Origin of the sequence: Mesorhizobium sp. M0590 (assembly GCF_040320905.1) — a bacterium.
Classification (GTDB): domain Bacteria; phylum Pseudomonadota; class Alphaproteobacteria; order Rhizobiales; family Rhizobiaceae; genus Mesorhizobium.
In genome coordinates, this window is sequence record NZ_JAMYQN010000013.1 from 23,576 (window position 1) to 49,739 (window position 26,164).

A 26,164-nucleotide genomic window follows, 5' to 3' on the forward strand; every position below is an offset into this window, starting at 1 on the left:
CTCTCGTGGATTTGCAAAGTCAGTGCCTCACGTCATAGGGGGAACGCTTGGGTCATGGCATACAAGGGCAGGAAAGTTCTGGTTACGGGTGCCGACGGGTTCATCGGTTCTCATCTCACCGAAGCACTCGTCCGCAGCGGCGCCGACGTCACCGCGCTGGCACTCTACAATTCCTTCGACAGCCACGGCTGGCTGGACGATTTGCCCGACACCATACGACGCCAGTTGAATCTCGTCCGCGGCGATGTTCGCGACAGCGCGTTCCTTAACCGGATCGTGCGTGGCCAGGCGGTCGTGTTTCATCTCGCCGCACTGATAGCTATCCCGTATTCGTATGCCGCTGCCCAGTCCTATGTGGAGACCAACATCCTGGGCACGGTCAACGTTCTCGAAGCGGCGCGCCAATGGGAGACGGAGCGTGTAGTGCACACTTCGACAAGCGAGGTTTACGGCACCGCGCTGACAATGCCTATCAGCGAATCCCACCCGTTGCAGGGACAGTCACCATATTCGGCATCCAAGATCGGCGCGGACATGATGGCGGAGTCCTACGCCAGATCGTTCGACATCCCCGTGGTCATCATGCGGCCCTTCAATACGTACGGCCCGCGCCAGAGTGAGCGGGCCATCGTACCGACCATTATACGCCAGGCTCTCGACAAAAAATGCCCGGCGATCATGGTGGGAGACACAAGCCCGATCCGCGATCTTACTTTCGTGGAAGACACCGCGGCGGCGTTTTTGACCGCAGGTTCCGCCGAGCTCGAATTTGGCCATGCCTACAATGCCGGAAGCCAGCGCGCTGTGACGATCTCGGACATATTGGATCTGGTGATCGAGTTGAGTGGCTGCAAGAAACCAATCCACCGGGACGAGCGCCGCCTGCGGCCGCAGAATTCCGAGGTGCGTGCCTTGCTGGCCGATTCTTCGCTCCTCGAAAGCAAGACTGGATGGCGTGCCCAGACCAGCCTGCGCGAAGGCTTGGAGCGGACCATCGGATGGTGGCAAGGGCGCCTCAGCGAAGGCCGGGTGCGACACGAAATGGGTTACATGACATGAGCTTTCGCCCGGGAGGATTGGCTCCGCTGTTGATTGCGGCCGCGGTATCGCCGGATTCGAGCCAGAAGGAGATTGTCGCCCATGGTCCTCGTTGATCGAATCCTTATTGTCGTGCTCGGCATGCTGGCTGCCATGGATACGGCTGCTGCAGCGGAACCGCGGGTCGCCTATCGACTTTCTGCCGGCGACACCGTCGAGATTGGAATTGCTTCCATCCCGGAGCGAACGCAACGTGCGGTGGTCCAGATGGACGGCACGATCGCGCTTCCCGAAGTCGGTATGGTTTCGGTGGGCGGCTTAACTCCGGCTGAACTGCAAACGCGCATGCAGACGATCTTGCCGACCAAGATATTCCACCAGCGTCTGCCTGATGGGCGGGAGCAAATGATCGTCATCAAGCCGACAGACGTGACCGCCGTGGTTGCGGAGTACAGGCCGATCTATGTGACCGGCGACGTGCTCACTCCCGGACAGCAGGCCTACCGCCCGCTGATGACCGTGCGGCAGGCGATTGCCGTGTCAGGCGGTTTCAGCCTTTTGCGGTCCCGGGCAAACCAGGTTGGCCCAGATCCGGTGGATCTGCGGCGCGATTACGAGTCGCTTTGGGGGGAATATACGAGAGATTATTTTCATAGCGCCCGCATCCGCGCCGAACTTCAGGACAAACCGACTTTCGACATGCGGCCACCACAAGGATCTCCCTTGCCGGCAAGTTTTGCGTCGGCGATCGCGCAGGCTGAAGCGGAAGGGCTGAAGCTCTCGTTGGACAACTTCCAGCAAGAGCAGGGCTTTCTGGATAAAAGCGGCAAGGATGCCGCCGCACAAACCGAGACCTTGCTCAAACGCGAGCAGGCCGAAGCGGATGGGGTGAAGGCGGACGAAGACGATCTGGCGCGCGTAAGGAAAGCGTTTGAGTCCGGAAATCTCACCAACAACCGGCTCGCCGACGTTCGGCGCGCTTTGGTTCTCTCTTCCAGCCGGGCACTCGAAACGTCGGTTGAGCTTATGAGAGCACGACGTCAGCAGGACGATTTTGCCAGACAGCACGAACGCAATGACAACCAAAGAAGGATGGGTCTGCTGATCGAGTTGAAGGATACCAACGTGCGCCTTGCCGACGTCAGCGCAAGGCTTCGCGCCGCCAGCCAAAAGTTGCAGCCCACGGGAGCTGCCGCACTGCCGTTGCCGGTTGCCGGCGAGAAGGTCCAGGCCGAGGTCACGATCATTCGCAAGGTCGGCGAAGAATGGCGAAAACAGCTTGCCCAAGAAGACACCGAGGTCATGCCGGGAGACACGATCGAGGTCAGATTCAGCAGCGCTCTCGAAAATGCGGCGACCCGATAGATCGGGCCGCGTTTCGCAACCGCTTTACTGCCTGAAGGCCCTGGAAAACTGGTCGGTAAGGGGCTTCATCAAGTAGGACCAGACACTGCGCTCGTCGGTTCTTATGTGGACTTCGGCGGGCATGCCCGGTTTGAGTATTTTCTCTCCTGTCAGGCACGTCGCTTCATTCTCGACGTCGATGCGCGCCGAAAAAAAGGAAAGCTGGCGTTGCTGATCCTTGATCAGATCCGCTGAGACGCGCTTGACCGAGCCTTCGCAAGCAGGTGTGGTGCCGGCGTCGAACGCTGGAAAGCGGATCGACACCTGCTGTCCGGGATGAATCTCATCGATACGCGACGGAGGAATGGAAGCGTCGACGACAAGGTTGTCGGAATCGGGCACAATCATCATGAGCACCTCTCCTGCGCCAATCACGCCTCCTACGGTATGGACCGAGGATTCTTGTACTGTGCCCGATTGCGGGGCACGAATGTCTGTCCTGCTGAGTTCGTCTTCGGCCACCACCTGGCGCTCGCTGAGCTCGGTCTGCTTGGCTTCGGTTTCGCGAAGTTCGTTGGTCACGTCGCTCCGCATTTGTTCGTCGAGCTGAAGCACCTGCAGGTCCGTTTCACTGATGTGAGCTTGTACCTCTGCTATCGCTGCGACAAGGCGTCCCGATTCGCCGCGAGCCCGGGTCTTGTCCAGGCTGACATTGCTCAACCTCTCCTTGGACACCAACTTCTTTGCGTAGAGAGATTCGACATCCGCAAGGTTCTTGGTCAGCAGATCCAGAGACTCGTCCGTTGCGGACTGCTGCGATTTGAGGCCATCGATCTGACGTTCCAGCTGCTTCGCGCGGCTTTGTAATTGTGCCTTCTGGCCAGCCAGCGCCGCAGCACGGCTTTCAAATAAGGCACGCTCGCCACTGACAAGTGCCGCCACTTGCGGGTCGCCCATTTGAGCGCGAAGGTCGGGCGGGATCTGCATTTCCGGCAGACCCTGGCGCTCGGCCTCCAGTCGGGCCAGACGAATGGTGGCGCGATTGAGGTCCTCGGTGATTATCTGCAGGTTTGCTCGGGTCAATGTGTTGTCCAGCCTGACCAACACATCGCCGGCCTTCACATGATCGCCGTCCTGCGCGAAGATTCCGCCGATGGTGCCGCCGGTTTGATGCTGGACTTTTTTAATGTTGCTTTCGACCACCACGGTTGCGGGCGCAATCACCGCGCCGGCAATCTTGGTCAATCCCAACCAGAGCCCTCCGCCAAAGATCAACAGCAAGCTGGTTGCCAGGCCCAAGAGCAGATTGGCCCGGATGCCATCCGGCTCTGGCTTCGTCTCCAACGAACGGCTTTCGCCACCGGCTGCGACGTATGACGACACGGCAACAGCAGAGCGATACCTCGCATATGTCCGGCTGCACCTTTGTGCGGCGGAACGACAATGTGCTGCTAGGCTCCGGACCAGAGTACCCCAGGGTAGATTGGCTCGAATCCCATCCGGCTCCGGCTTCTCCCCGGTCGGCTGGCCTTCGCCGCCAACCGCAGCATATGACGACATGGTCACGTTAGACACTAAGCAATACCTCACGCATGCCCGCTTGCACCGTGCTGCAGCGGAACGACAATGTTTGGCTTGTCCGGGCGCGGGAAGGGCCGGATCACATTTGCCAGAACGTCTTCGCGCGAGCCGAACGAATGGAGCATCCCGTTCGACAGGACGAGTACCTGATCGATGTTGACGAGAGCGGAGGGGCGATGCGCAACGACGATCACGATACCGCCGCGCTGACGCACTGCCAGGATTGCGCCGGCCAAAGCAGCATCACCGTCTGCATCCAGATTGGAATTTGGTTCGTCAAGAACGACGAGGAATGGATCGCCGTAAAGTGCCCTGGCAAGCCCGACGAGCTGCCTCTGCCCAGCCGAAAGGGCCGCGCCGCCTTCTCCGATGCGTGTTTGAAAACCCTGCGGAAGACGCATGATCATCTTGTCCACGCCCGCAGCCTTGGCAGCTGCCAGCACGCCTTTTGCGTCGCGCTTGCCGCCGAACCTCGAAATGTTATCGGCGATCGTCCCGTCGAACAGCTCAACGTCCTGCGGAAGGTAGCCAATATGAATGCCGAGCAGTTCTGAATTCCACTGATCGAGCGAGGCGCCGTCCAATCTTACCGTGCCACGAAGCGGCTTCCATGCCCCGACCAAAGCGCGCACGAGCGTGGTCTTGCCGGAGCCGCTCGGGCCGACGACCGCCAACCCTGCGCCTCTCGCCAAGCGGAAGCTTACATTGAAGATGGTGGGCTTCTGCAGGCTTGGTGGCGCGACGGTCAAATCCTCGACCGCAAGCTCAGCCTTCGGGCCGGGCAGTTCCATTGGCTCTTGCTGGCTATCAAAAGCATCCAGGGCTGCCGACAGCTCGGTATAGCTTTTGCGGGTTGCCAGAAACCCTCTCCAGTTTGCGATCGCCACATCGACCGGCGCCAGCGAGCGGCCCAGCAATATGGACGATGCAATGATCACGCCAGGCGAGGCCTCGCCGCCGATCACAAGGTAGGCACCAAGCCCTAGCACACATGATTGCAGGGCCATTCGGAGCGTCTTCGACAGTGAGCTTGCTGCGCCGACGACGTCGGAGAGCCGTTCCTGGTTCTTCAGATAAAGATGACTGACCTCGTTCCAGCGCCGGCTAAGCGGGGCGGAAAGGCCCATCGCCTGAACAACCTCTGCGTTGCGGCGGCCGGAGTCGGCCAGAAGCCGCTGCGCTACGAGTGTCTCAGATGCACGAGCCGCAGGTTTGCGGCCGATGATCTCGGCAACCACCGTCAAAAACACAACGGCACATGCCCCGAGCGTTGCCAGCACGCCAAGCGCGGGGTGCAGCAGATAGATGACCACCATATAAAATGGTATCCAGGGAGCGTCGAATAAGACTGTCGGCCCAAGCCCGGAAAGAAAGCCACGTAGCTGGTCCAGATCACGAAGCGGGTGTACCCGGTTCGCATCCGGCCCGGCGACGAGGGGCAGGGAAAGCGAGGCTGCGAACGCTTTTTGCTGCAGATTTCTATGCAGGCGGCTGCCGATGCGGACCAACAGGCGAAGCCTCACGAAATCGAGGAGCCCATAGGCCGCGTAAAGTCCCAGCATCCCGACTGTAAATCCGACAAGAGTCGGCACGCTCTGCGAAGGCAGCACGCGGTCATAGACCTGGAGCATGTAGACGGAGCCGGTCAAGGCGAGGATATTTATCAATGCCGAGAAAATGCCTACGCCGACGAGGCCGTGCACACAGCCGAACATTGCGGAGCGGAGATCGAGCGAGCGCCCTTTGGTCGACTTCATGATGTGCGCTCGTTGACGCGAAATTGCCGCGCAATCTCGTCGATTCTTTCGATGAGGGACAAACTTTAACCTTCCGGGAAGCAGCAGCCCCGCCCCGCTGCTGAACATTACGAATTGCTTACATACGTGCCTTCTTTGATTAAAATGTAGCAAAATCGTGACGCCAGGCTGAGAATTCGGCAACTGGCTCGCCAGGCTGGGGATAACCGGGTCGGGTAAGGAGATATTCCTAATCATGACACGGCGCAGAAGCTTATGGTCATCTTTGTAGCATCAAGGCTTCAAAGCGTCTGGGGAGGGATCGGTTTTGATTTTGTCGATCGAGAGTTAAACGGTTTTGAGATACACTTCATCGGTACGCAATTGTCGGCCACCAACGCCGGCTAAATCGGGAGGCGAGTGTCGTGAGCGAAGAGATCAACGTTGCCGATGCCTACGGCAGGGGGCGCAGCACCTTCATGGGATTGCAGTTGCTGGTCTCGCCCGGTGCGCTTGTTCCTCGGCCGGAAACGGAACTGCTCGGCAAGGCCACTCTCGATGTCCTGAGCCAACTGAACCTGCCGGTGCCTCGCGTTGTCGACATGTGCTGTGGGGCGGGCAATCTGGCGTGCGCCATCGCGCACCACGCTCCCACCGCGCGCGTGTGGGCAAGCGATCTTACCGACGGATGCGTGGAGGTCGCGCGCCGCAACGTCACCCATCTTGAAATCGAGGACCGGGTAACGGTGCTTCAGGGCGACTTGTTCAGCGCCTTCTCAGGGTTGGAGCTCGACGGCACGATCGACGTGATCGTTTGCAACCCGCCCTACATTTCGGAAAAACGGCTCGAGGGCGACCGTTCGCATCTGGTCGAGCTCGAGCCGCGTGAAGCATTCGCAGCCGGCCCCTACGGCCTGAGCATCCACATGCGGGTGCTCAAGGAGGCGCCGCGCTATTTGCGGCGCGGAGGCATCCTGCTTTTCGAGGTGGGGCTTGGCCAGGACCGGCAGGTCATGAGTTTGCTCGAGCGTTCCAAGGCCTATGAGAGTATCCGGGCAGTCACCAACCAGGCCGATGAGGGCAGGGTGGTTGTGGGACATACGAGGGCGCAGGCGTAAGCATCGCAGCCGCGGCAGGTAGACGCGCTGTCGCGGCTAGAAACGGCCGGGAAGTTGAAACAGAGTTGCGCGAGATTTCGGCGATCAGTTTCTCTTGCGTCAGTTTCTCTTGCGCATGACGTATTGCGCAATTCCCTCGATGGAATCGAGATTCTCCGGCAGCAGCTCGCTGTCTTCAACCGTGATGCCGAAGGTCTCCTCGATGAAGCCGATAACCTCGAGCACACCCGTCGAGTCCACGATGCCCTGGTCGAGGAGCGAGGTGTCGCTCTCCAGGCTCTCGGGATCGGCTATATAGAAATTCGAAGCCAGGAAAGCGCGAATTTGTTCGCTGCAGGTATCGGTTCTATCCTTGGTAGATAACATTGATTTCGCCTCCGGTACAAAAGATGAATGCTGATCAACTTCGCCCTGGTACCGACTCATGACAGGGCCGTTTTTTTTAGCTTACCCGTGTCGGTCATCGGCAGACTGGGTACGATGACGATGGACTTCGGAACCATGAAGTTTTCCAGCCGTCTCTGGCACTCTTTCTGCAACTGCTTTTCACCGATCATGCTTCCCTGCTCCATCACGACAAATGCCTTCACTGCTTGCCCGAGCAGCTCGTCCGGAACGCCGATGACCGCGGCTTCCCGTACGCCCGCAATGTTCATCAACACGTTTTCCACCTCCTTCGGCGCTATCTTCTCTCCGCGCGATTTTATGATCTCGTCGCCGCGACCGACGAAGTAGAGGTAGCCCTCGGCGTCCATCCGGCAGTAGTCGCCGGTGTATAGGACCTGCTCGCCCGGCAGCGGGCCGGGCTTGAGCTTCCTGGCTGTCGCCTCCGGCTTGCCCCAATAGCCCTTCATCACCGTCGCTCCGCGGATGACGAGCTGACCAACGATGCCGGGGCCGACCCGCCTGTCATGCTCGTCGACAATCCACATTTCCGTATTGGGGATGGCGATCCCGACGCTCGACGGCTTTCGCTCCAGATCCTCCGGCGGCAGGTAGGTGCAGCGCTTGCATTCGGTAAGGCCGTACATCGAATAGATGCGGGCGCCAGAAAACAGCTCCTGCAGCAGGAGAATGTGCTTGAGCGGCAGGGCGGCCGCAGTATTCGTGACGTAGCGAATACTCGAAAAATCCTGATCCCTGAGAGACCTGAGCTCCCCGAGTGCGGCGAAGATGGTCGGTACGCCGGGAAAACCCGTCACCCTTTCTTGCTTGATCAGCCCAAGGATCTGCGCCGGGAAGGCGAACGAGCGCTCAAGCACCAGCCGGGCGCCCGCACCGAATGCCATGATCATCTGGTAAAGACCGTAGTCGAAGGCGAGCGGCAGGACATTGAGGATCACCTCGTCTTCGGCAAGCGCCAGGTATGAGGAAATCGAGGCGCACGCGGCGATCATGTTTCGATGCGTCAGCATCACGCCCTTGGGCTCGCCCGTCGAGCCGGACGTATAAATGATCGCAGCGAGATCGATGTCGATGCAGCGGCGCGAGGGCGGCGTGCTGCGGGCTGCCGCGACCGCGGCGTCCCAGCGCACAGCATGCGGCAATTCTTGCAGGTCGCTGTGTTCGATCGGCCCGGAGACGATCATGCGGCGCAACGATGGGCAATTCCGCGCCGGCTCCCTGAAAATCGAGTGCAGGTGTTTGTCGGTGATCAGTGCCGTCGGGCGGCAATCGTTGAGCAGATAATCAAGCTTGTCGCTTTTGGTGAGCGGATTGACGATGCACACCACGGCGTTGGCCTTGAGCACCGCCCAGAACGCAATGACGGCCTCGACAGTGTTGTCGGCGAAGACCACCACGCGATCGCCACGCGCAATTCCGGCATCGGTCAAATGGTGCGCTATGGCGTTCGAACGCATATCGAGATCGCCATAAGTGACACGTTGATTGCCGCACACCAGGGCCACCTTCTCGCCGAGCCGGCTGGCAGAGTGGGTGAGATAGTCATGCAGGAGCGGTACGGCGCCATGCATCATGCGAGCACCTCTTCGCGGTGTTCGCGGTCGATATCGATGCTGAGCTTGAGCGTGCGAGCCCCACTTGGAAGGCTCGCGATAAATTGCCGATGAAGAAGCTGCGTCGACAGCACCCCGACAAGCGCCATATTGTCGGAGTTGGACAGGTCGCCGTCGCCGGCGCTGGCCTGGCACTTGTTCAGGAGCCGGGTAACCGACTTGGGATCGAAGACGTTCGCTTCGCGCAGCGCCGCCTCCGAAAGTGCTTCGCGAATGTAGGCCGGAGCGCCATCTGCGACAAAGCAGAGCGCGTTGGGGGCCCGGTAAGGCTGCTTCTTGCGGGTGACGATTTCCGACGGCACGATCGGTTGCGCTACGCGCTTCAGCACATGCTTTTCATCGAGCACGCGCAGCTTGTAGGCGGCAGGAAGCGAATTCGCGAGTCTCACGAGTTCATGATCGAGGAACGGGAAGCGCCCCTCGACGGAATGAGCCATCAGCATTCTGTCCCCTTGTGAGGAAAGCAGGTATCCCGACATCAGCGTCTGAATCTCTATGTACTGGTCCTGCGCAAGAGAGCCCCATCGCGAAAACTCCGGCGGCAGGCGGGCAAGCAGCTCGGACACGGCGTTGCGGCGCTCCGTTTGGGCGCGCATGTCTGCCGAAAACAGCCGCTTGATGGCGCTTGTGGTACGCCAGCGCGTGCCATGCGCAAAACCAGGCGCGTCACAGGCGTGGATGTCGCGCCCGAAGAACTGGCGTGCCATCGCCTGCTGCTGCACCGGCGAGCGGCTGAGATAGGGATAGAGGCGCTCCAGCAGCCGCGAGCGTCGCGTCGAGGCGGGCTGGCGTCCCCAGAAGCGGCGGACCTTGCCCTCGCGGAACAAATCGTAGCCGGCGAACATTTCGTCGGCCCCTTCGCCGGTCAGCACGACCTTGATGCCGTGCTGGCGCACCAGTCTCGAGAGCAGGAACAGCGGCGCCGGCGCGGTCCTGAGGATTGGCCGCTCGGTGTGGTAGATCACCTCAGGGAAGATGCCAGCGATATCGCTGCGCGAAACAACCACCTCATGATGGTCACTGCCGGCCACGCCGGCAACCAGGCGCTGGAAATGCGTCTCATCATACTCGGCGTCGGCAAAACGCAGCGAGAAAGTCTGGAAGCGCTCGCCCGCGAAGCGTCTCCCCAGCGTGGCGACCAGCGAGCTGTCGAGCCCGCCGGACAAATAGCAGCCGACCGGCACGTCGGCGCGTACTATCCTGAGCGCCGTCGCGGCTTCCAGGGCGCTGCGCACTTCCTCCACCGCGTCATCAAGCGAGCCGGTGAATTCATCATCGCCGGGTCCGTCAACCTCTGGATAGTCAGGCTTCCAAAAAGCCCGCTCCCGGACGACGCCGCTGTCATAAATGCGGACATGCCCCGGCGTGAGTTCGCTTACTCCTCCAAACACGCCTTGTGGCGGCGCGACAGTCCAGAGTGTGAAAGTCTGATCGATGCCGGCTGGATCGAAGGCGCGGGGTATATCCGCATCGGCCGCGAAAATGGCCTTCACCTCGCTGGCGAAGTAAAGCCGTCCGCCATGCTCGCAAAAGTGCAGCGGGCAGATGCCGAACCGATCCCGCGACAAGACGAGACGACCTGCCACGGAGTCCCAGATGGCGACTGCCCACTGCCCATTCATTCGCTCGAAGGCGGCCTCGCCCCAGGCATGATAGGCATGGACGATGACCTCGGTGTCGCTGCGTGTGCGAAAGCGATAACCGAGCGCGACCAGGTCTTGTCGCAGCTCGACGTAATTGAAGATTTCGCCGTTGAAGACGATCCACATTGTGTCGCCCGCGCCGGCGAGTGGCTGCTGGCCGCTTGCGAGATCGATGACGGACAGGCGGGCATGCGCCAATCCCGCACGTCTGTCCCGGTAAAGGCCGCGTTCGTCCGGGCCGCGATGCGCCAGCGCGCCCGCCATGCGTATCAGCGCATCGCGGGAAGGGGGCGCCGCTGCGGCGCTCAGCGACACAATTCCGGCGATGCCGCACATCGCCTAGCCCTCGCCCATTGAAGAGGACACCAACGGCCGCGCGTGAAGATAACGTGCGGCGCGCCGCTTGCTGTCGATATCCTTGAAAACCTTCTGGACCTGCATCACGGTGAGGCCGGTTGCCTCGGCGACGTCTTCGTCGGCGATCCCATGGTTCAAGCCGTAGAGGCACAGATCCATCAGATAATAAGGAAGCGCGAAGTAGAACTCCTCCTGACTCTGCGCCATCGAGAAGGTGTCTGTGGTGGGCGGTCTGCGCCGGACCTCTTCCTCCACCCCAAGATATTCGGCCAACTGGTAGACCTGGGTCTTGTAGAGGTGGACGATTGGCATCAGGTCGGCAATTCCGTCGCCCTGCTTGACGAAGAAGCCCTGGTCGTACTCCAGGCGGTTCGGCGTGCCCGCTACCGCGTAGTTGAGGCGGTCGGCATGGTAGTATTCGGTCATCTTGCGCAGGCGCTGCTTGTAGTTGGTTGCAGCGACGATCTGCAGATAGGCTGCCGACGGCAGGCGCACCGTGTCGGTCCTGCCCTCGGGGTCCTGAACCGTGAGGCGCGTGATGTTGAGACCGTTGCTCTCGAGAACCGAGGCGAGCACCAGCTTGCATTTCCAGCCGTCCCCATATTCGGGAACGACGGTCTGGATTGCTTCGGTCTGCCGTCTATAGGCGCCGATCGCTTCCAGGGCCGGCGTTATATCCTCCAGGATCGTTTCGATACCAAGGTGTGCGGCGACAATGCGGCCGAGCCTCAGTGAGTCGCCGGAGGAATGGCGCTCCGGCATGAATATCCCGAGGACCTTGCCTTTCCCAAAGGCGCGAACACACAACGCCGCAACGACGGAGCTGTCGATGCCGCCTGAGAGGCCGACAACCACCCCTCGACGTCGCAGCGTGCCGAGGACCTGCTGGCCCAAGATCTGGACGATGCGATCGACTTCCGCGCCAGCGTCGAGCACCAGGGCGTCTTTGCCGAATGTTGAGATCAGGTCGATGGCTTGTACTCCAGTTTGCGAGACTCGATTGGCGAATAGGTTTTCGCCACCGCTTTCTCGATAAGGGGACGATTGGTGGTAAGGTGAGGCTCTACAACCAGATCGATGTGGCTGCCGACGATCGGAATCACGTCCAGATGGGCGAAGACGCTATCCCAGCCGATTGCCAGAGGCATTCCGGGTCGAGCACAGCGGAACAGGGTGCCTGTGATCGGCAGAGCCGGCTTTGGCTCGGCCACCCACTGGAAGAAGGCTTGCGCGCGCAAAACCTCTTGCAGTTCCAGTTTGGTTCTAAAGCTCGTCGCGTTGAACTGTCCTTGAGCGAAGCGGTCGAGAAACTGGACCAGTTGTGCCTCGCGCTTCATTGCCACGGCGACTTTCGCGAGGGCGCGGCATGCCATCCGGTAAGCGGACACGCGGTTGGTTCGGATTCGATTGAATGTGCGCGTAAACGTCTCCCAGCGGGCGCTTCGCTCCCCGACGAGGCTGGTGTCGAGGATGCCGAGGAACTTTACGGTTCGCCCCGCTGCCAGCAGCCGCGCCGCAACTTCGAAGGCAACAGCGCCGCCGAGCGAATGGCCGAGAAGTCGTACATGGCCCGAGGGTTGGGCGCGGCGGATCTGGTCGACGGCGGCGTCGGCCATATCGGCGAGGCTGTCTTGTCCGCGCAGTATCATAGCCAGGGCCGGATACCTGATCGGGGCAACGCGGGTCACCTTGCCCATCGCTGCTGCAAAGGCTGCAAGGCTCGGGCCATAGCCGACGGACCCCGGGAACAGAAAAAGAATGGGAGGGTCGTGCTTCTGGGCGCGCGCGCTTTGATCGCCTGCCTGGGCGGACACGACCGCCTTGACCATTTGCTCCAGGCTCATCCCGACGGTGAAGGCCTCAAGGCCGAGTTCCTGCCCGATGGCGCTTTCGATTTCCATGACGCAGTGCAGCAGCTTCAGCGAATCTCCTCCGGCGTCATCCCAGCGTCCTGCCGCCACGCGCGTATTGAGAATGCTGGTCCATGCCCGCTGGACAACCTGCTGCGCGGTCAGCTTGCCTCGCGGCTCGAGCGGACGCGCGGTCGCCGCTGTCTCTCTGGCTGAAAGATCCATCTCTGCAAGTGTCGTGATGTCGACTTTGCCGCTCGGCAGACGCGGAATCTCGGCGATCGTGTGCAACCGCAAGGGACGCAGCGGCGGCGGCAGATTGGTCCTGACAAGCTGGCGAAGCTCGTCCGAAAAGGTCGCTTCGGCCGAGCGCCGAGGAACAGCAAAGGCGACAAGCTCATTCGCGGCCGTCACGATTGCCACGGCATCCGCGACAGAGGGTGGACAACGCAGCACCCGTTCGAGTTCGGCTGGCTCGACGCGTCGACCGTTGATTTTTACCTGGCGCCCCTTGCGACCGACGATGTGCAGTAGGCCTTGATCATCAAGTCGAACGAGGTCACCTGTCGCGAAAATCCGAAGGCCTGGATCGTGCGGGTCTGATGTTGCCGGCACAACCGCCCCGTCCTCCCAATGGCCAAGCAAGACATACGGGCTCCTGATCAGAAGCTCTCCGCTGCGGCCCGGTTGAACGCGGCGGCCCGCTTCGTCGACAATTGCGAAGGTGATTCCAGGCAGCAGCCAGCCAACTGGAACCGAATCTCCATGCTCTGGCCAGTCTCGCGGCAGGAACCATTGCGAGCCGGTGGTCTCGGTTGACGAGTAACCGATCTGGATAAGGCACGTATCGGAGACGGCCTTGCGCAGCAGGGCGATGTCGGTCCAGGGCACCTTCTCGCCACCGATCCGGGCGACTCTGAGTGAATGGAACGCTTCTGCAGGTCCGTCTGCCATAAGCGCGCGAAGCAGTGCCGGCACCAGATAGGTGATTGTCACGTCTTCGGATCGCACCAGGCGTTGAACGGCGCGCAGGCCGACCGCTTCGACTTCGACCAGATGCAAGGTGGCGCCGGTGAGAAGAGCAGCAAGAATCTCCCGGCACCCGGCGATTGTGGCGGGTCCGGTCAATGGCAGGAAAACATCATCCGAGTTGATGTGGCACGCATCGACATATTGCTGGACCCGGCACAGCAAGCTGCGCTGGCTGTTAACGATGCCTTTGGGCCGGCCCGTACTCCCTGACGTATAAAGCACGATGGCGGGCGCATCGACCGAGACGGAATAAGAACGAGGCACTTGCCCAGCCTGCGAGGCCGCACTGGTCGACACATCGATCCAACTGACCAGGTGGGGCAATCCATCGGGTCGGACATTGCCCTCGCCCAGGACAGCTGAGAGCCGCGCCCCGGCCACGATTTCAAGGATACGCGAGCTAGGATCTCGCGCGTTGAGTGGCACCGAAGGCCGCCCAGCCGTCATGCTTGCCAGCATGGCAATGGGATACCAGGCCGAGTTGGCCTGAAGAATCCCTATCGCCTGTCCGTCTGGGACGGTCGCCGCGATCTGGTGGGACAGCGTCTCGACTGACCGGAGGAGCTGGGAATAGGTCAGACGATTGGCGCCGTCGCTGATTGCAAGCTTGTCGGGGTACTGGCGGACGACATTTCTCAGGTGATCGAAGGCCGCAATGTTGGTAAAATCGACGCCCAATCTTTGAAATGGGCGCAGTACGGGACCACCCTGATCCAGTGCGTATTGTGGGACACTGGACCAATTATCGGAGGTCGTTGTCTGACAATCCACCGCTAGATCCTGATCCGCGACTTCTGATCCCAAATATGCCGAAGACATGAGTTGCCTACGCTAAGATTAGGGTCACTTATCGCCCCCCGCCCCAATCTTTTCATCGATCATTCTGATGATGCCCTGATCTTCCCTCAAGGGCGCTTGGTTAGTCACTTCGCCTGTTTCGCAAGCCGCCGGCCGAGCCAATCATGCCGGGCTCGCTGGCTGTTGTGGTGCGCATGACACGGACACATGCCAAGGCGGGCTCGAAGACCAAGGTGGGGTCGAAGATGGAATTGCCGCTATTCAGGCATATTGCCTATTCGGTGGTTCTTCCGGACGACACCGGCGATGCTTCGGTGTCGGAATAGCTGCCGGGGACGAAACAATAGGCATAGATCTGTCCCCGATTTTCGTCGGTCACGCGGATCCAATCCTTTTCCCACGTTCGGAAGGTAATACGCCCGCCCGTCATCATAGCTGCGGCTCTGAACGGACTCGGCGCGTTGACAACGCGCACCGAGATAACATCGTCGCCGTCCATACGCTCGACGAGATACGTCTGCATGAAAGCCTCCCCATGCCCCGCTAGATCACCCGCACTTTAACGCCGGCTAATGAATTCGGTTGCAACTGCTTGGCGAAACTTTGGGTCCGATACTTTCCGTACCCACCGGCAACTTGGTCCTCCGTATCCGTCAGGTTTTTCAGCGACGGGATGCCAGTTCAGGGGAGGGCAGGCTGATTGCGGCCATGCCGGCGACATGCCAATCTGCGCCGCAACGTTAGGCCCCTGCCTCCGCGGGCAATGGAAAAGGCGCTCGAATGGGCTCCTTTATGCTGTCCGTGATCTGGCATTCTGCCCGTGATTTGGCCTCATCGGACGACCCTGCAGGCCTTTGCGGGACATCCACATAGCGTGGCGTCGCCATCACCGAGGCATAGCAATGTGCGTCGGCAGAGAAATGGGACGGTTCGAGGTTTTCTGAACCTGCCTCACGACGACTGCGTCGTGTCGACGATCCGTTGGAACAGAAGACCTGGCGCTGGAACGTCAATCGTATTTGGCCAGGAAGCGCCCGACGGCGCTGAGGCAGTCGTACTTTTCCTCCACATGCGGCATGTGGCTGGAATTCGGGAAGACCAGGCCTTCAACGTACGGGATAAGATCCAGAAAGGGCTGGACGCAGGCCTCGGTCGCTTCGTCGTAGAAGCCGCGGAAAACCAGGGTCGGCGCCTCGATCCGATGCAGGCGGTCGACGATGGTCCAATTCCGCATCGTGCCGATGACGTGGAACTCATTGGGACCGTTCATGGTGTGATAGACGGTCGGATCTTCCTCGATTGCCGCAAATGTCCGGGCGACCTCTGGCGGCATCGGAACGACGCGACAGACATGACGGTCGTAGAAAGCCTTCGTCGCCGCAACATATTCGGGGTGATCGGTGGTTCCCGCCGCTTCGTGCCGGTCGAGCGCACTTTGCACATCGGCTGGCAACTCGGTGCGCAATTGCCGGGCTCCTTCCACCCACAGCGCCATCGAGGCCAGCGAATTGGCCAGGATCAATGCCTTGAGCCCCTCAGGGCGGCGCACGGCGTGCTCGGCCGAGAGTATGCCGCCCCAGGACTGGCCGAGCAGGGCATAATGGCCGGCAATGCTGAGATGGGCGAGCAACGCATCGAGTTCGCCCAGGAAGAAATCGACGGTCCAGAAGTCGCCGCCCTTGTCCGGCAGATGGGTCGATTTGCCGTTGCCGATCTGATCGTAGTGGATGACGGCTCGCCCGGTTCCGGCAAGCTCCTTGAATGAGTCCACATAGTCGTGGGTGCAGCCCGGTCCACCATGAGCGACGACCAGGGGCAGCTTGCCCGACCCGAGGTCCCCGGTCACACGGTACCAGGTGCGATAGCCCTTGTAGTCGCTAAATCCTTCGGTGATCGCATGTGCCGTCACAGTCCAAGCTCCGCATCATGGCGCGGCAGGAGCCACTTTGGTGCACCCCTCCCAAGCCTTGTTTGCGGCCGACGGTACTAAGCGGCCCAGCGCATTTACAGCTAGCACTTTTTATAGGTTCGCCGGTTATGGGTTTGCCCGAGGCAAGGCCGATCCCCCGCAGGTCGCGAGCCTCAATGCTCCGGTTCGAGCAGCCGGTAATGGGCGGCGAGCGCGATGGCATGGAAGCGGTTGCGCGCGCCAAGCTTTCGCGTCGCCGCGTTGAGGTGCAGCGTTGCGGTAGGCACCGCGCGGCCAATCTCACGCGCGACCTGCTTGGCCGTCAGTCCGGCAGCGGCCAGGCGCAGGCACTGACGTTCGCGCGACGTCAGATGGACATGTTGGCAGGTGCGGATTCCGGCGTCGAAACCGGCGTAGGCGGAGTCATGCAGCAGATGACCCAGATCTCCGATCTCGGCGATCAAGGGTCTGGCTTCGAGCTCGAACCCGGCCTCCGGATCGGCACGGATCGCGGTGAAGGTGGCGAGATCGCCGCCGGCAAGGCGAATGGGTACGGTGACGCCGCAGGTCATCCTGGTGTCAAGCAAATAGCTGACCACAGGATCGTGCTTGGACTGGAGCACGCGCTGCATGACGGTGCTCTGAACGCCGCTGTGCGACCAGAGAAACGGTCTCGATACGGTGAGCGCGGCCTCCTGCACCGGGTCAAGCTGATAATATCCGCCCTTGCACCAGAGATCCTGCATGTCGCGCGGCACGTTGCGCAGAGCCATCAACGAGGGCGTGATAAGCTCGCCCTTGTGACTGACCGGCACGGGCGTATAGTCGTAGATGAACGCGGTGAAACCGATGGGCTCCAGCACCTCCGTTGCCACCGCCATGGCAGCGTCGATGCTCATTCCGGTTTGGAACCGGCTCTCTAGATCGCCTGGAAGGCTTTGCATCGGGCAAGCTTACCCGCTGATGATTGCTTGTCAAATAGCCATGTCGGCCGGCTGCTCAACAAATAGGCGGGGATAAGCCTGTCCGACCCTATCTATCTTAATAGCTATCCCGTCCGGCTTCGCTCGCCGTAGTCTTTTGTGATTGGGCCAAGTAGCGGACACCGTTCGCAAACCCAGACTGTTTCAGCCGCGCAATGGTCGATCGATCGGGTTCAGCGCGGCAAAAGCCGACACGCCTCCATGAGGGAATAAATATGCGACCCCAAAAAGCATTTGCAGCGTTGATACCCTGCCTGGCTCTGCTCGGCGTGATCATGATGTCGCCGGCAAGCAGTGCCTTGGCCACCGAGGGCAAGCCAGGCGGCACACTCCGACTGCTGGCCAATGCCGCGGCAGGCACCGCCGATCCGCACATCAACTACACGCTGCAGTATTTCCAGATCAATTATGTCCTCTACGATGGCCTGGTGACCTACAAGAAGGCCGGGGACAAGACTGGCTTCGAAGTCGTCGCGGACCTGGCGGAAAGCCTCCCGCAGGTCGAGAACGGCGGCAAGACCTACGTCTTCAAGCTGCGCAAGGGCATCAAATTCGCGGATGGCTCGGATGTCACCACGAAGGACGTGGTGGCTTCGTTCCAACGCATCTTCAAGATCAGCGGGCCGACGGCCGGGACCTTCTACAAAGGCATCGTCGGCGCGGATGCGTGCTTGAAGGCCCCCGCTGCATGCACCCTCGAAGGTGGCCTGTCGGTCGACGATGCGGCCGGAAGCATTACCTTCAACCTGGTCCAGCCGGATGCCGAGTTCCTGCAGAAGCTGGCCGTTCCACACGCGTCGATCCTGCCGGCGAGCGCGCCGCTGAAGGACGCCGGCACCGATCCGATCCCGGGTACCGGACCGTACATGATCGCCAGCTACGACCCCAACAAGCTAATGAAGATTGTGCGCAATCCTCACTTCAAGGAATGGAGCAAGGAAGCGCAGCCGGCCGGATATCCGGACGAGATCGACTATGAATTCGGCCTTACCGACGAGGCGGCGGTGACGGCGGTCGAGAATGGCCAGGCGGACTGGATGTTCGACCCACCGCCGTCCGACCGTCTCGCCGAACTCGGCACCAAATATGCCGCGCAGGTCACGGTTCACCCGCTGACGGCAATGTGGTATGCGCCGATGAACACCAATCTGGCGCCGTTCAACGACATCCGCGTTCGCCAAGCCGTGAACTTCGCGATCGACCGCGCCGCGATCGTCAAGCTGTTCGGCGGCAGCAATCTGGCGCAGCCGGCCTGTCAGATCCTGCCGCCGGGCTTCCCGTCATTCGCAGCCTATTGCTCGTTCACTGCCAATCCAGGTGAGAAGTGGTCGGCGCCGGATATGGACAAGGCCAAGCAATTGGTCGCGGAATCGGGAACCGCAGGTCAGGAGGTGACGATCATCACCGAGGACACCACGGTCTCCAAGGCGATCGGCGTCTACCTGCAGGATGTGCTCAACCAGCTTGGCTACAAGACGTCGGTCAAGCCGATCTCGCAGAACATACAGTTCACCTACATCCAGAACACCAATAACAAGGTGCAGATTTCGATCTCGCAATGGTTCCAGGATTACCCGGCGCCATCGAATTTCCTGCAGGTCTTGTTCAGCTGTGCCTCGTTTACGCCGGGCTCCGACGCCTCGGTCAATATTTCGGGGTTCTGCGACAAGTCGATCGACGCATCGATGGACGAGGCAGAGGCAGCCACCATCGCCGATCCGGCCAAGGGCGCGACACTCTGGACCGCCATCGACAAGGCTGTGACGGACAAGGCTCCGGTCGCTGTCCTGTTCACGCCAAAGCGCGTCGATGTGATCTCTTCCAGGCTGAAGAACTTCACCTTCAGCCCGCAATTCTACTGGATTGTCAGCCAGTCCTGGGTGGAATAGCCGACCGGAGCCAATGCGACGGAGTGCCGCTGGCTCTCCGTCGCATTTCCTTTTCCGGCGGATCAGCGCATCTTCCAGGCCGCGATTTTTCCCAGGCAATCCTGTTCATGGTCAATGTCATTGCGGACCAGCCTGCCATCCCGGTTCGCCGGGCCACCGATGGCCCGTGGCGCACCGCTTGGCGCAAGCTGAAAGGCGATCGTTCGGCAATATCTGCCTTCGCCGTGCTCGTCGTCATTGTGATCGCCTCGCTCGCGGCGCCGCTTTATGCGCGATACGTCTCCGGCACCGATCCATTTGCGACCAATCTCAATGGCGAGATCGTCGTCGATGGGGTGACCCAGCCGGTGCTGCAGCCCTCCACCGAAGGCCTTGGCCTCGGCATGACGCCGGTCGGGCCGACCTGGCGCATCGGCCCCTATATGCTCGGTGCCGACAACCAGGGCCGTGACGTCGCGGCGCGGCTGCTTTACGGCGGACGGGATTCGCTGTTGATCTCGGGTGCTGCAGCCGTGCTGTGCCTTGTCCTCGCGACATTCCTGGGGGTCGTTTCCGGCTTCTTCGGCGGCATCGTCGACATCGGCCTGTCGCGCATTCTCGACGTGCTCTGGGCTTTTCCGATTTTCCTGTTGGCGATTTCGTTGTCGATCGTGCTGATTGCGCAGAGTATCCAGATCGGTCCGTTCGAAATCCGCTCCGGCAGCCTGTGGCTACCGGTCTTCATCATCGGCATCGTCTATGTGCCCTATGTGGCGCGGCCGATCCGCGGCCATGTCCTGACCTTAATGCATGCCGAATTCGTCACCGCTGCGATCGGCCTTGGCGCATCGCCCTGGCGCATCCTTTTGCGCGACATCATGCCCAATGTGGTGACCCGCATCATCGTTTTCGTGCCGTTGATCCTGGCGCTCAACATGATGACGGAATCCTCGCTGTCGTTCCTGTCGATCGGCGTGCAGCCGCCGGATGCCAGCTGGGGCACGATCATCCAGGACGGCCAGGGCCTGCTCTATTCGCGGCCGGTCGTGGCACTGGCGCCGGGGCTAGCCATTGTGATCACGGTGCTGGCCCTAAACATTCTGGGCGACGGCGTGCGCGACGCGCTCGATCCGAAATCCTCGCCGAGGGGCGTCTAGTGGTTGCCGCGCTCGGCTTCCGGCTTGGCCAGATGATGCTGGTTATGTTCGGTATCAGCGTCGTCGCTTTCCTGATCTTCTTTGCGACGCCTGGCGCTGATCCATCGGCGCGCATTGCCGGCCGCAATGCTTCGCAAGAGACGCTGATCCAGGTGCGCCACGATTTCGGTCTCGACCGGCCATTGCCGGTGCAATATGGGCTGATGATGAACCGGCTTTTCGTCAGCCGCGATCTCACCTCCTTCGTCAATCGCGGGCAGCGCGTCATTCCGACCGTGATAAGCGCCATTCCCGTGACGCTGTCGCTGGTCGGCGGCGCGGCAGTGCTGTGGGTGCTCGGCGGATTGATCGTCGGTGTGATCGCAGGCGCAACGCGCGGTACATTCATTGATCGCGCGCTGATGATCCTGAGCCTGGTAGGCGTGTCGATCCCGGTCTTCTGGCTGGGCGAGGTCGCCAACCTGCTGACGCAAAGCCGCTGGCACGACAGCTGGCTGTTTTCCTGGGTTCCTCCGCTCGGCTACATCCCCCTGACCGAGAATCCCTGGGGCTGGTTCAAGGCGCTCGTCATTCCGTGGTTCACGCTGGCAACCCTTTATGTCGGCCTCTACGGCCGGGTGCTGCGGGCAAGCCTGATCGAGATGATGCAGGAGGATTTCATCCGCACCGCCCGAGCCAAGGGGATCGGCGAGCGGCGGGTGGTGCTGCATCATGGCCTCAGGACCTCGCTGGTCGCATTTGTTACCATGTTCGGCCTCGACTTCGGTGCCCTGGTCGGTGGCGGCGCGCTGCTGACCGAAGTGGTCTTCGGACTGCAGGGCGTCGGAAAACTGACCTACGAGGCGCTGCAGACGCTCGATCTGCCGATGATCCTTGCCACGGTGATCTACGCCGCCTTCTTCGTGGTGATGGCAAACTTCGTCGTCGACGTGGTCTTCGTCATAATCGACCCGAGGGCTCGCGATGTCGGCTGATGCTCCTCTTCTGGTGGTCAAGGACCTCACCGTCTCCTTCCGCAGCGACGAGGGCCTGGTGCGCGCGGTGGGAGGTGTTTCGTTCTCCGTCGAGCAGCGCGAGATCGTCGGTGTGGTCGGCGAATCCGGTTCGGGCAAAAGCCAGACCTTGCTCGCCATTATGGGGTTGATCGACAGCCCCAACGCTATCGTCTCCGGTTCCATCCGTTTCATGGGACGGGAGCTGATCGGGCTCAAGCGGCGTGCGCTCGATGCCATTCGCGGCCGCCAGATCGCGATGATCTTCCAGGATCCGATGTCTGCGCTCACCCCGGTGCATACGATCGGCAACCAGATCGGCGAGCAGGTCCGCGCGCATGAAAAAGTGTCGGCGAAAGCGGTACGGGCGAGGGCCGTGCAATTGCTGGATGCGGTCGGCATCGCAAATCCGGATCGGGTCATCGACAGCTACCCGCACCAGCTTTCCGGCGGTATGCGCCAGCGCGCGGTGATTGCCATGGCGCTCTCGTGCAACCCGGCGCTGCTCGTCGCGGATGAACCGACTACAGCCCTCGATGTTACCGTGCAGGCGCAGATCCTCGAACTGATCGGACGATTGCGCGACCAGTTCGGTTCCGCTGTGATCCTGGTCACGCACGATCTTGGCGTCGTCGCCGAAGTCGCGGACCGGGTACTGGTGATGTATGGCGGACGCTTTGTCGAGGAGGGCGGCAAGAGCAGCGTGTTCCGGGCGCCGCTGCATCCCTACACATGGGGCTTGTTCGGCTCGATCCCGCCGATGGAGGGACCACGTCCAGCCCGGCTCGCTGCCATTCCGGGAATTCCGCCATCGCTCTCCAACCTGCCGAAAGGCTGCGCCTTCAGCCCCCGCTGCGCCTTTCGCCACGACGCCTGTCTGGTTCAACTGCCGATCATGCAAGGCGAGAGCCATCGCGCCGCGTGCCTGTTGCCGGAGCCTACGCGCAGACAATTCGCTGCCCAGAGGCCTGGCGGCGTGGTGGAGATGCAACGATGAATGCCAGGCCACGCGAACGTCCGCTGCTTCGTGCCGGCGACCTGTCGAAGCGCTATAGCGTCGGCCGCTCGATCTTCCCGGCGCAGCGCCGGACCGTGCATGCGGTTGATACGGTGTCGCTCGACATCTGGCCCGGGGAGACCCTCGGCATCGTCGGCGAGTCCGGTTGCGGCAAATCCACGCTTGGCCGGTGTCTGGTGCGTCTGACCGAAATCAGCTCGGGGTCGCTGGAATTCGAGGGCCGCGACATCAGCGACGCCTCCCAGCGCCAGCTTCGTCCGTTGCGGCGGCAGATGCAGATGGTCTTTCAGGATCCCAGCGCTTCGCTCAATCCGCGCCGGCGGGTCGGCGATCTGCTGGCCGATCCGTTCCGCATGCATGAACGCCTCTCGGCATCGGAAATGGCGGACCGCGTGGCCGAGCTCCTGCGCCGGGTCGACTTGTCGCCCCAGCACGCATCGCGCTACCCGCACGAATTCTCCGGCGGCCAGCGCCAGCGTATCGGCATCGCCCGCGCGCTGGCGCTGCGGCCACGGCTGATCGTGGCCGACGAGCCGGTCTCGGCGCTCGACGTGTCGATCCAGGCGCAGATCGTCAATCTGCTCGCCGACCTGCGCGAGGAGTACAACCTGACCTATGTGTTCATCGCCCACGATCTTTCCGTGGTGCGTCAGATCTCGAGCCGTGTGGCGGTGATGTATCTGGGATCGATCGTGGAGAGCGGGCCGACCGACGAGGTCTTTGCGGCGCCCAGACACCATTACACCGCGGCGCTGCGTTCCGCCGTGCCGATACCCAGCATCGACCGGGCGCGGCGCGGCCGGCTGGTGCTCAAGGGTGATCTGCCCAGCCCGATGAACCCACCCTCGGGGTGCCGGTTCCACACCCGTTGCCCAGCTGCCACCCCGATCTGCCGCAGCGAGCGCCCGCTTCTCCAAAGCATTGGCGAGGGCCGCCTGGTCGCGTGCCATCATCCCGCCGACGGTTGACTAGGGGAATTCTCGTTCAACGATATCGGATCAGGACCGTTCAGCCGCAATCGTCGCTTCGGCGAGAATAGAGGCCGATCTGGACGCCGCACGATCCGACGCTATGTTGCGCTTCGGCGCTCAAGGCGATCGTTTTTCAGTTTGCCACGCTCACCGACGTCACCTGGCAGATGTCGGGCGAGGTGATCCTGATGACGCTCCTCGGCGGCATCGGCACCATGGTCGGGCCGATCATCTGCGCCAGTTTGGTCGTCGGCCTGGAAAACACGCTCGCCACCTCGAACTTTCCGGTGACCATCGCCACCGCCCTGACCTTCATGGTCTGCGTGCTGGTTTTCCGGCGCGGTATTGTCGGTGAGGTCTATGCGCGGTTTCTCGGGCCAAAGGGTGACGCGAAAGACTGAACGGCTCAGTTCCGCCTCGCTAGGCGATGCGTAAGCCTTGCGCGTCGAGAAGCACGCAGCCCAGCGGGTCGAAGCAGACATCGACCGCTTCGCCTTCACGCAGCGGCTGGCCGTCGATCAACGTGTTGGCGCGCACCAGCGTGCCGGCGCCGATGTCGATCTCGTAGACCGCATTGCCGCCGAGATAGGAGGTCGAGACGATCCGTCCCGCCAGCCTGTTGGCAGCACCGGCGGTACCGACGGTAAGCTTCTGCGGGCGAACGACAACGGTGACCGCGCTGCCGGTCGCGAGCGCCTTCGGCGCGGCCGCCTTTACGACATGGCCGGTGGCCAGCGCGATCGTCGCCATCTTGCCGTCCATCGCTGTCACGCTGCCGGGCAGCATGTTGGCCTTGCCCAGGAAATTGGCGACGAATGCGGTGGCCGGCTGGTCATAGACCTGCGCGGGGGAGCCGATCTGCTCGATCAGGCCGGCGTTCATCACGACGATGTGGTCGGACATCGACAAGGCTTCTTCCTGGTCGTGCGTCACGAAGATAGCGGTGATGCCCGTCTCCCTCTGGATTTTCTTGATCTCGACGCGCATGTCCTCGCGCATATTGGCGTCGAGCGCCGACAAGGGCTCGTCCAGCAGCAGCACTTCCGGCTCGAAGACGATGGCGCGGGCCAGTGCGATGCGTTGCTGCTGGCCGCCCGAGAGCTGCGACGGCAGCTTTGTCTCGCTGCCGGGCAGCCGCACCATATCCAGCGCCTTCTTGACCCGGCGCACGATTTCCGGTTTCGGCACGTTCCGGTATTTCAGGCCGAATGCGACGTTGTCGAAGACGTTCTTGTGCGGAAAGAGCGCGTAGTTCTGGAACACCAGACCAATGTTGCGCTTGTAGATCGGGATGTCGTCGACCCGCTTTCCGCCGATCGAGATCTGGCCACCGGAGATGTCGACCAGGCCCGCGATCGAGCGCAGGATCGTCGTCTTGCCGCACCCGGACGGCCCCAGCAAGGTGACGAAACTACCCTTGCGGATCGCCAGTGAAAAATCGCGCACAGCGGCGAACTTGCCGTAGAAAATATCGATGTCGCGAAACTCGACCGCAGGCTTTCCTATCGGCTGCCGCTCGCTCTGGGCGAGCGGGTCGCCATCAGCCCCGGCCGAAGCCGGCCGGGGCTGCTGGTCGTGGCTGTTGTCGTCATGCACCTTTCGACACCCTGTCCCATTGCTTGGTCCAGGCGTCTTCGTTCTTCGCCCAGTAGAGCGGATCGGCGAAGGTCAGCGATTTCATCGATCCAGTCGGGTCGAAGGCCGGAAGCGCCGCGATCTTGTCGGTCAGCTTCACCTTGGTCGGGTCAAGCGATGGCGGATAGTTCTGGCCCTCGGCGACGGCGATCGACGTGGCCGGATCCAGCATGAAATTGATCAGCTCCTCGCATTCGGCCATCGGCGATCCCTTGAGCACCAGCATGTCCTCCATCCATGCGTATGAGCCGGCAGGGTCGAGATAGCCGATCGGCTGGCCCTGCTGCTGCAGGGCGGCGACACGTCCTGACCAGGCGTCAGTGACGACGATCTCGTTTCGCGACAGGAGGTCCATGAGTTCCGCGCCGGAACTCCAGAACTTCTTGGCCAGGTCGCGGGTCTCGCGAACCTTGGCCCAGACCGCATCCATGTCCTGGATGTTGTTGGGGTCCTGTTTCGTCTGCAGTGCCGCATACCAGACGCGCGTCGTCATATCGGCGTAGCCGCCGATCTTGCCGGCATATTTCGTGTCGGTAAGCAGGTTGGCGCCCTTTTCCTTGGCTTCTTCCGGCGAGATGACCTTGTTGTTGTAGGCGATGCCGGTGGTGCCGTAATCATATGGCACCGCCGACAGCTTCGGCGTGATCTTACGGAACGGCTCGATCATGGCGGTCAGCACATTCGCCATGTTCGGAATGTTCGCCTCGTTGATCTCGGAATTGAAACCGCCATTGACGTATTTGATATAGTAGTTGACGCCGGAAGAATGGACGATCTGGAAGTCGCCTGGTTTCGACGTCTTGATCTTGGTGATGATCTCGTTCTCGTCGCCAAAGGTGCCCTGGACGACCTTGACCTTGGACTTGGCGGTGTAAGGCTGGAACGCGTACTTATCGATCGCCTCCTGCACCACGCCGCCCCATCCGTCGAAGCGCACTTCCGAAACCGCGGCGAGCGCCCGTCCCATCCAGGGCATGGAAAGCCCGGTGGCGGCGGCAGCGGCGGCCGTCAGCGTCAGGAACGATCGGCGGCTGATGTCGCCATTGGCATAGCGTTCGTTGAGCCGTTCCAGTCGTTTGGTGGTTGTCAGTTTCATTTCCATTCTCCCATTTTCAT

Annotated in this window: 20 protein-coding genes and 1 pseudogene; 9 read left to right on the forward strand and 12 right to left on the reverse strand. The window is 61.4% G+C overall.

Translation table 11 applies throughout. The annotated features are described in order from the left end of the window. Positions 1–54 precede the first annotated feature (54 nt). Together NKI52_RS21115 and NKI52_RS21120 are read left to right on the forward strand one after the other, a co-directional pair. On the forward strand, positions 55–1,059 hold the full coding sequence (locus NKI52_RS21115; RefSeq protein WP_023675622.1) for an SDR family NAD(P)-dependent oxidoreductase: 1,005 nt from the start codon (positions 55–57) through the stop codon (positions 1,057–1,059). An 81-nt stretch (positions 1,060–1,140) separates the two neighbouring features. Next, positions 1,141–2,403 carry a polysaccharide biosynthesis/export family protein gene (locus tag NKI52_RS21120; protein ID WP_352699395.1) on the forward strand — a complete coding sequence of 421 codons (1,263 nt, stop codon included), beginning with the start codon at positions 1,141–1,143 and terminating at the stop codon, positions 2,401–2,403. 24 nt (positions 2,404–2,427) lie between these two features. On the opposite strand, the gene NKI52_RS21125 is transcribed toward NKI52_RS21120, so the two are convergent. Both NKI52_RS21125 and NKI52_RS21130 read right to left on the reverse strand, forming a co-directional pair. Further along, positions 2,428–3,726 (reverse strand): HlyD family type I secretion periplasmic adaptor subunit, encoded by a 1,299-nt coding sequence (locus NKI52_RS21125; RefSeq protein WP_352699397.1) that lies wholly within the window; start codon positions 3,724–3,726, stop codon positions 2,428–2,430. Positions 3,727–3,968: 242 nt separating this feature from the next. Beyond that, positions 3,969–5,720 (reverse strand): type I secretion system permease/ATPase, encoded by a 1,752-nt coding sequence (locus NKI52_RS21130; RefSeq protein ID WP_352699399.1) that lies wholly within the window; start codon positions 5,718–5,720, stop codon positions 3,969–3,971. 404 nt (positions 5,721–6,124) lie between these two features. Between NKI52_RS21130 and NKI52_RS21135 the strand changes: the two genes are divergently transcribed. Next, positions 6,125–6,817: a N5-glutamine methyltransferase family protein gene (locus NKI52_RS21135; RefSeq protein ID WP_352679306.1), complete on the forward strand. Its 693-nt coding sequence runs from the start codon at positions 6,125–6,127 to the stop codon at positions 6,815–6,817. A gap of 99 nt (positions 6,818–6,916) precedes the next feature. Here NKI52_RS21135 and NKI52_RS21140 read toward each other — a convergent pair whose 3' ends face one another. The 8 genes from NKI52_RS21140 to NKI52_RS21175 form a co-directional block, all read right to left on the reverse strand. Beyond that, complete coding sequence (locus NKI52_RS21140) at positions 6,917–7,183, reverse strand: acyl carrier protein (protein WP_023675628.1); 267 nt, start codon at positions 7,181–7,183, stop codon at positions 6,917–6,919. Between the two features lie 56 nt (positions 7,184–7,239). After that, a complete protein-coding gene (locus tag NKI52_RS21145) occupies positions 7,240–8,796 on the reverse strand; it encodes a class I adenylate-forming enzyme family protein (RefSeq protein ID WP_352569014.1) in 1,557 nt (518 codons plus the stop codon). Beyond that, on the reverse strand, positions 8,793–10,814 hold the full coding sequence (gene asnB, locus NKI52_RS21150; protein ID WP_023675630.1) for an asparagine synthase (glutamine-hydrolyzing): 2,022 nt from the start codon (positions 10,812–10,814) through the stop codon (positions 8,793–8,795). Before asnB ends, NKI52_RS21145 begins: the two co-directional genes overlap by 4 nt. A 3-nt stretch (positions 10,815–10,817) precedes the next feature. Further along, on the reverse strand, positions 10,818–11,801 hold the full coding sequence (nadE, locus tag NKI52_RS21155) for an NAD(+) synthase (protein WP_352699493.1): 984 nt from the start codon (positions 11,799–11,801) through the stop codon (positions 10,818–10,820). After that, positions 11,798–14,536, reverse strand: a complete 2,739-nt coding sequence (locus tag NKI52_RS21160; protein ID WP_502897781.1) for an AMP-binding protein — start codon at positions 14,534–14,536, stop codon at positions 11,798–11,800. Before NKI52_RS21160 ends, nadE begins: the two co-directional genes overlap by 4 nt. Positions 14,537–14,789: 253 nt before the next feature. Continuing rightward, a complete protein-coding gene (locus NKI52_RS21165; RefSeq protein ID WP_156937305.1) occupies positions 14,790–15,038 on the reverse strand; it encodes a hypothetical protein in 249 nt (82 codons plus the stop codon). A gap of 486 nt (positions 15,039–15,524) precedes the next feature. Continuing rightward, a complete protein-coding gene (locus tag NKI52_RS21170) occupies positions 15,525–16,424 on the reverse strand; it encodes a proline iminopeptidase-family hydrolase (RefSeq protein WP_023675634.1) in 900 nt (299 codons plus the stop codon). Between the two features lie 173 nt (positions 16,425–16,597). Next, positions 16,598–17,323, reverse strand: coding sequence for a LuxR family transcriptional regulator (locus tag NKI52_RS21175; protein WP_245274646.1), 726 nt, complete (start codon positions 17,321–17,323; stop codon positions 16,598–16,600). Between the two features lie 299 nt (positions 17,324–17,622). On the opposite strand from NKI52_RS21175, the gene NKI52_RS21180 reads away from it, so the two are divergent. From NKI52_RS21180 to NKI52_RS21205, 6 genes and pseudogenes are all read left to right on the forward strand, one after another. Continuing rightward, a complete protein-coding gene (locus tag NKI52_RS21180) occupies positions 17,623–19,296 on the forward strand; it encodes an ABC transporter substrate-binding protein (protein ID WP_023675636.1) in 1,674 nt (557 codons plus the stop codon). Between the two features lie 107 nt (positions 19,297–19,403). Continuing rightward, positions 19,404–20,432, forward strand: coding sequence for an ABC transporter permease (locus NKI52_RS21185; RefSeq protein WP_352576404.1), 1,029 nt, complete (start codon positions 19,404–19,406; stop codon positions 20,430–20,432). Continuing rightward, the gene (locus NKI52_RS21190; protein ID WP_352699403.1) at positions 20,432–21,406 is read left to right on the forward strand and encodes an ABC transporter permease; all 975 of its coding nucleotides are present in this window, start codon (positions 20,432–20,434) and stop codon (positions 21,404–21,406) included. The genes NKI52_RS21185 and NKI52_RS21190 overlap by 1 nt, the downstream gene beginning before the upstream one ends. Then, positions 21,396–22,421, forward strand: a complete 1,026-nt coding sequence (locus tag NKI52_RS21195; RefSeq protein WP_352576408.1) for an ABC transporter ATP-binding protein — start codon at positions 21,396–21,398, stop codon at positions 22,419–22,421. The genes NKI52_RS21190 and NKI52_RS21195 overlap by 11 nt, the downstream gene beginning before the upstream one ends. Continuing rightward, on the forward strand, positions 22,418–23,410 hold the full coding sequence (locus NKI52_RS21200; protein WP_352576410.1) for an ABC transporter ATP-binding protein: 993 nt from the start codon (positions 22,418–22,420) through the stop codon (positions 23,408–23,410). Before NKI52_RS21195 ends, NKI52_RS21200 begins: the two co-directional genes overlap by 4 nt. A gap of 110 nt (positions 23,411–23,520) precedes the next feature. After that, positions 23,521–23,814 (forward strand): annotated as a pseudogene (locus tag NKI52_RS21205) (branched-chain amino acid ABC transporter permease); the annotation flags it as partial. Between the two features lie 19 nt (positions 23,815–23,833). On the opposite strand, the gene NKI52_RS21210 reads toward NKI52_RS21205, so the two are convergent. Both NKI52_RS21210 and NKI52_RS21215 read right to left on the reverse strand, forming a co-directional pair. Beyond that, a complete protein-coding gene (locus NKI52_RS21210) occupies positions 23,834–25,009 on the reverse strand; it encodes an ABC transporter ATP-binding protein (RefSeq protein ID WP_023675642.1) in 1,176 nt (391 codons plus the stop codon). Next, positions 25,002–26,144, reverse strand: a complete 1,143-nt coding sequence (locus tag NKI52_RS21215) for an extracellular solute-binding protein (RefSeq protein ID WP_023675643.1) — start codon at positions 26,142–26,144, stop codon at positions 25,002–25,004. The genes NKI52_RS21210 and NKI52_RS21215 overlap by 8 nt, the downstream gene beginning before the upstream one ends. Between the last annotated feature and the right edge of the window lie 20 nt (positions 26,145–26,164).

Coding starts and splice junctions, on each gene's coding strand:
- NKI52_RS21115 (WP_023675622.1), top strand. CDS start 55: ATGGCATACAAGGGCAGGAAAGTTCTGGTTACGGGTGCCGACGGGTTC.
- NKI52_RS21120 (WP_352699395.1), top strand. CDS start 1,141: ATGGTCCTCGTTGATCGAATCCTTATTGTCGTGCTCGGCATGCTGGCT.
- NKI52_RS21130 (WP_352699399.1), bottom strand. CDS start 5,720: ATGAAGTCGACCAAAGGGCGCTCGCTCGATCTCCGCTCCGCAATGTTC.
- NKI52_RS21140 (WP_023675628.1), bottom strand. CDS start 7,183: ATGTTATCTACCAAGGATAGAACCGATACCTGCAGCGAACAAATTCGC.
- NKI52_RS21145 (WP_352569014.1), bottom strand. CDS start 8,796: ATGATGCATGGCGCCGTACCGCTCCTGCATGACTATCTCACCCACTCT.
- asnB (WP_023675630.1), bottom strand. CDS start 10,814: ATGTGCGGCATCGCCGGAATTGTGTCGCTGAGCGCCGCAGCGGCGCCC.
- NKI52_RS21160 (WP_502897781.1), bottom strand. CDS start 14,536: ATGTCTTCGGCATATTTGGGATCAGAAGTCGCGGATCAGGATCTAGCG.
- NKI52_RS21165 (WP_156937305.1), bottom strand. CDS start 15,038: ATGCAGACGTATCTCGTCGAGCGTATGGACGGCGACGATGTTATCTCG.
- NKI52_RS21175 (WP_245274646.1), bottom strand. CDS start 17,323: ATGAGCATCGACGCTGCCATGGCGGTGGCAACGGAGGTGCTGGAGCCC.
- NKI52_RS21180 (WP_023675636.1), top strand. CDS start 17,623: ATGCGACCCCAAAAAGCATTTGCAGCGTTGATACCCTGCCTGGCTCTG.
- NKI52_RS21185 (WP_352576404.1), top strand. CDS start 19,404: ATGGTCAATGTCATTGCGGACCAGCCTGCCATCCCGGTTCGCCGGGCC.
- NKI52_RS21195 (WP_352576408.1), top strand. CDS start 21,396: ATGTCGGCTGATGCTCCTCTTCTGGTGGTCAAGGACCTCACCGTCTCC.
- NKI52_RS21200 (WP_352576410.1), top strand. CDS start 22,418: ATGAATGCCAGGCCACGCGAACGTCCGCTGCTTCGTGCCGGCGACCTG.
- NKI52_RS21215 (WP_023675643.1), bottom strand. CDS start 26,144: ATGAAACTGACAACCACCAAACGACTGGAACGGCTCAACGAACGCTAT.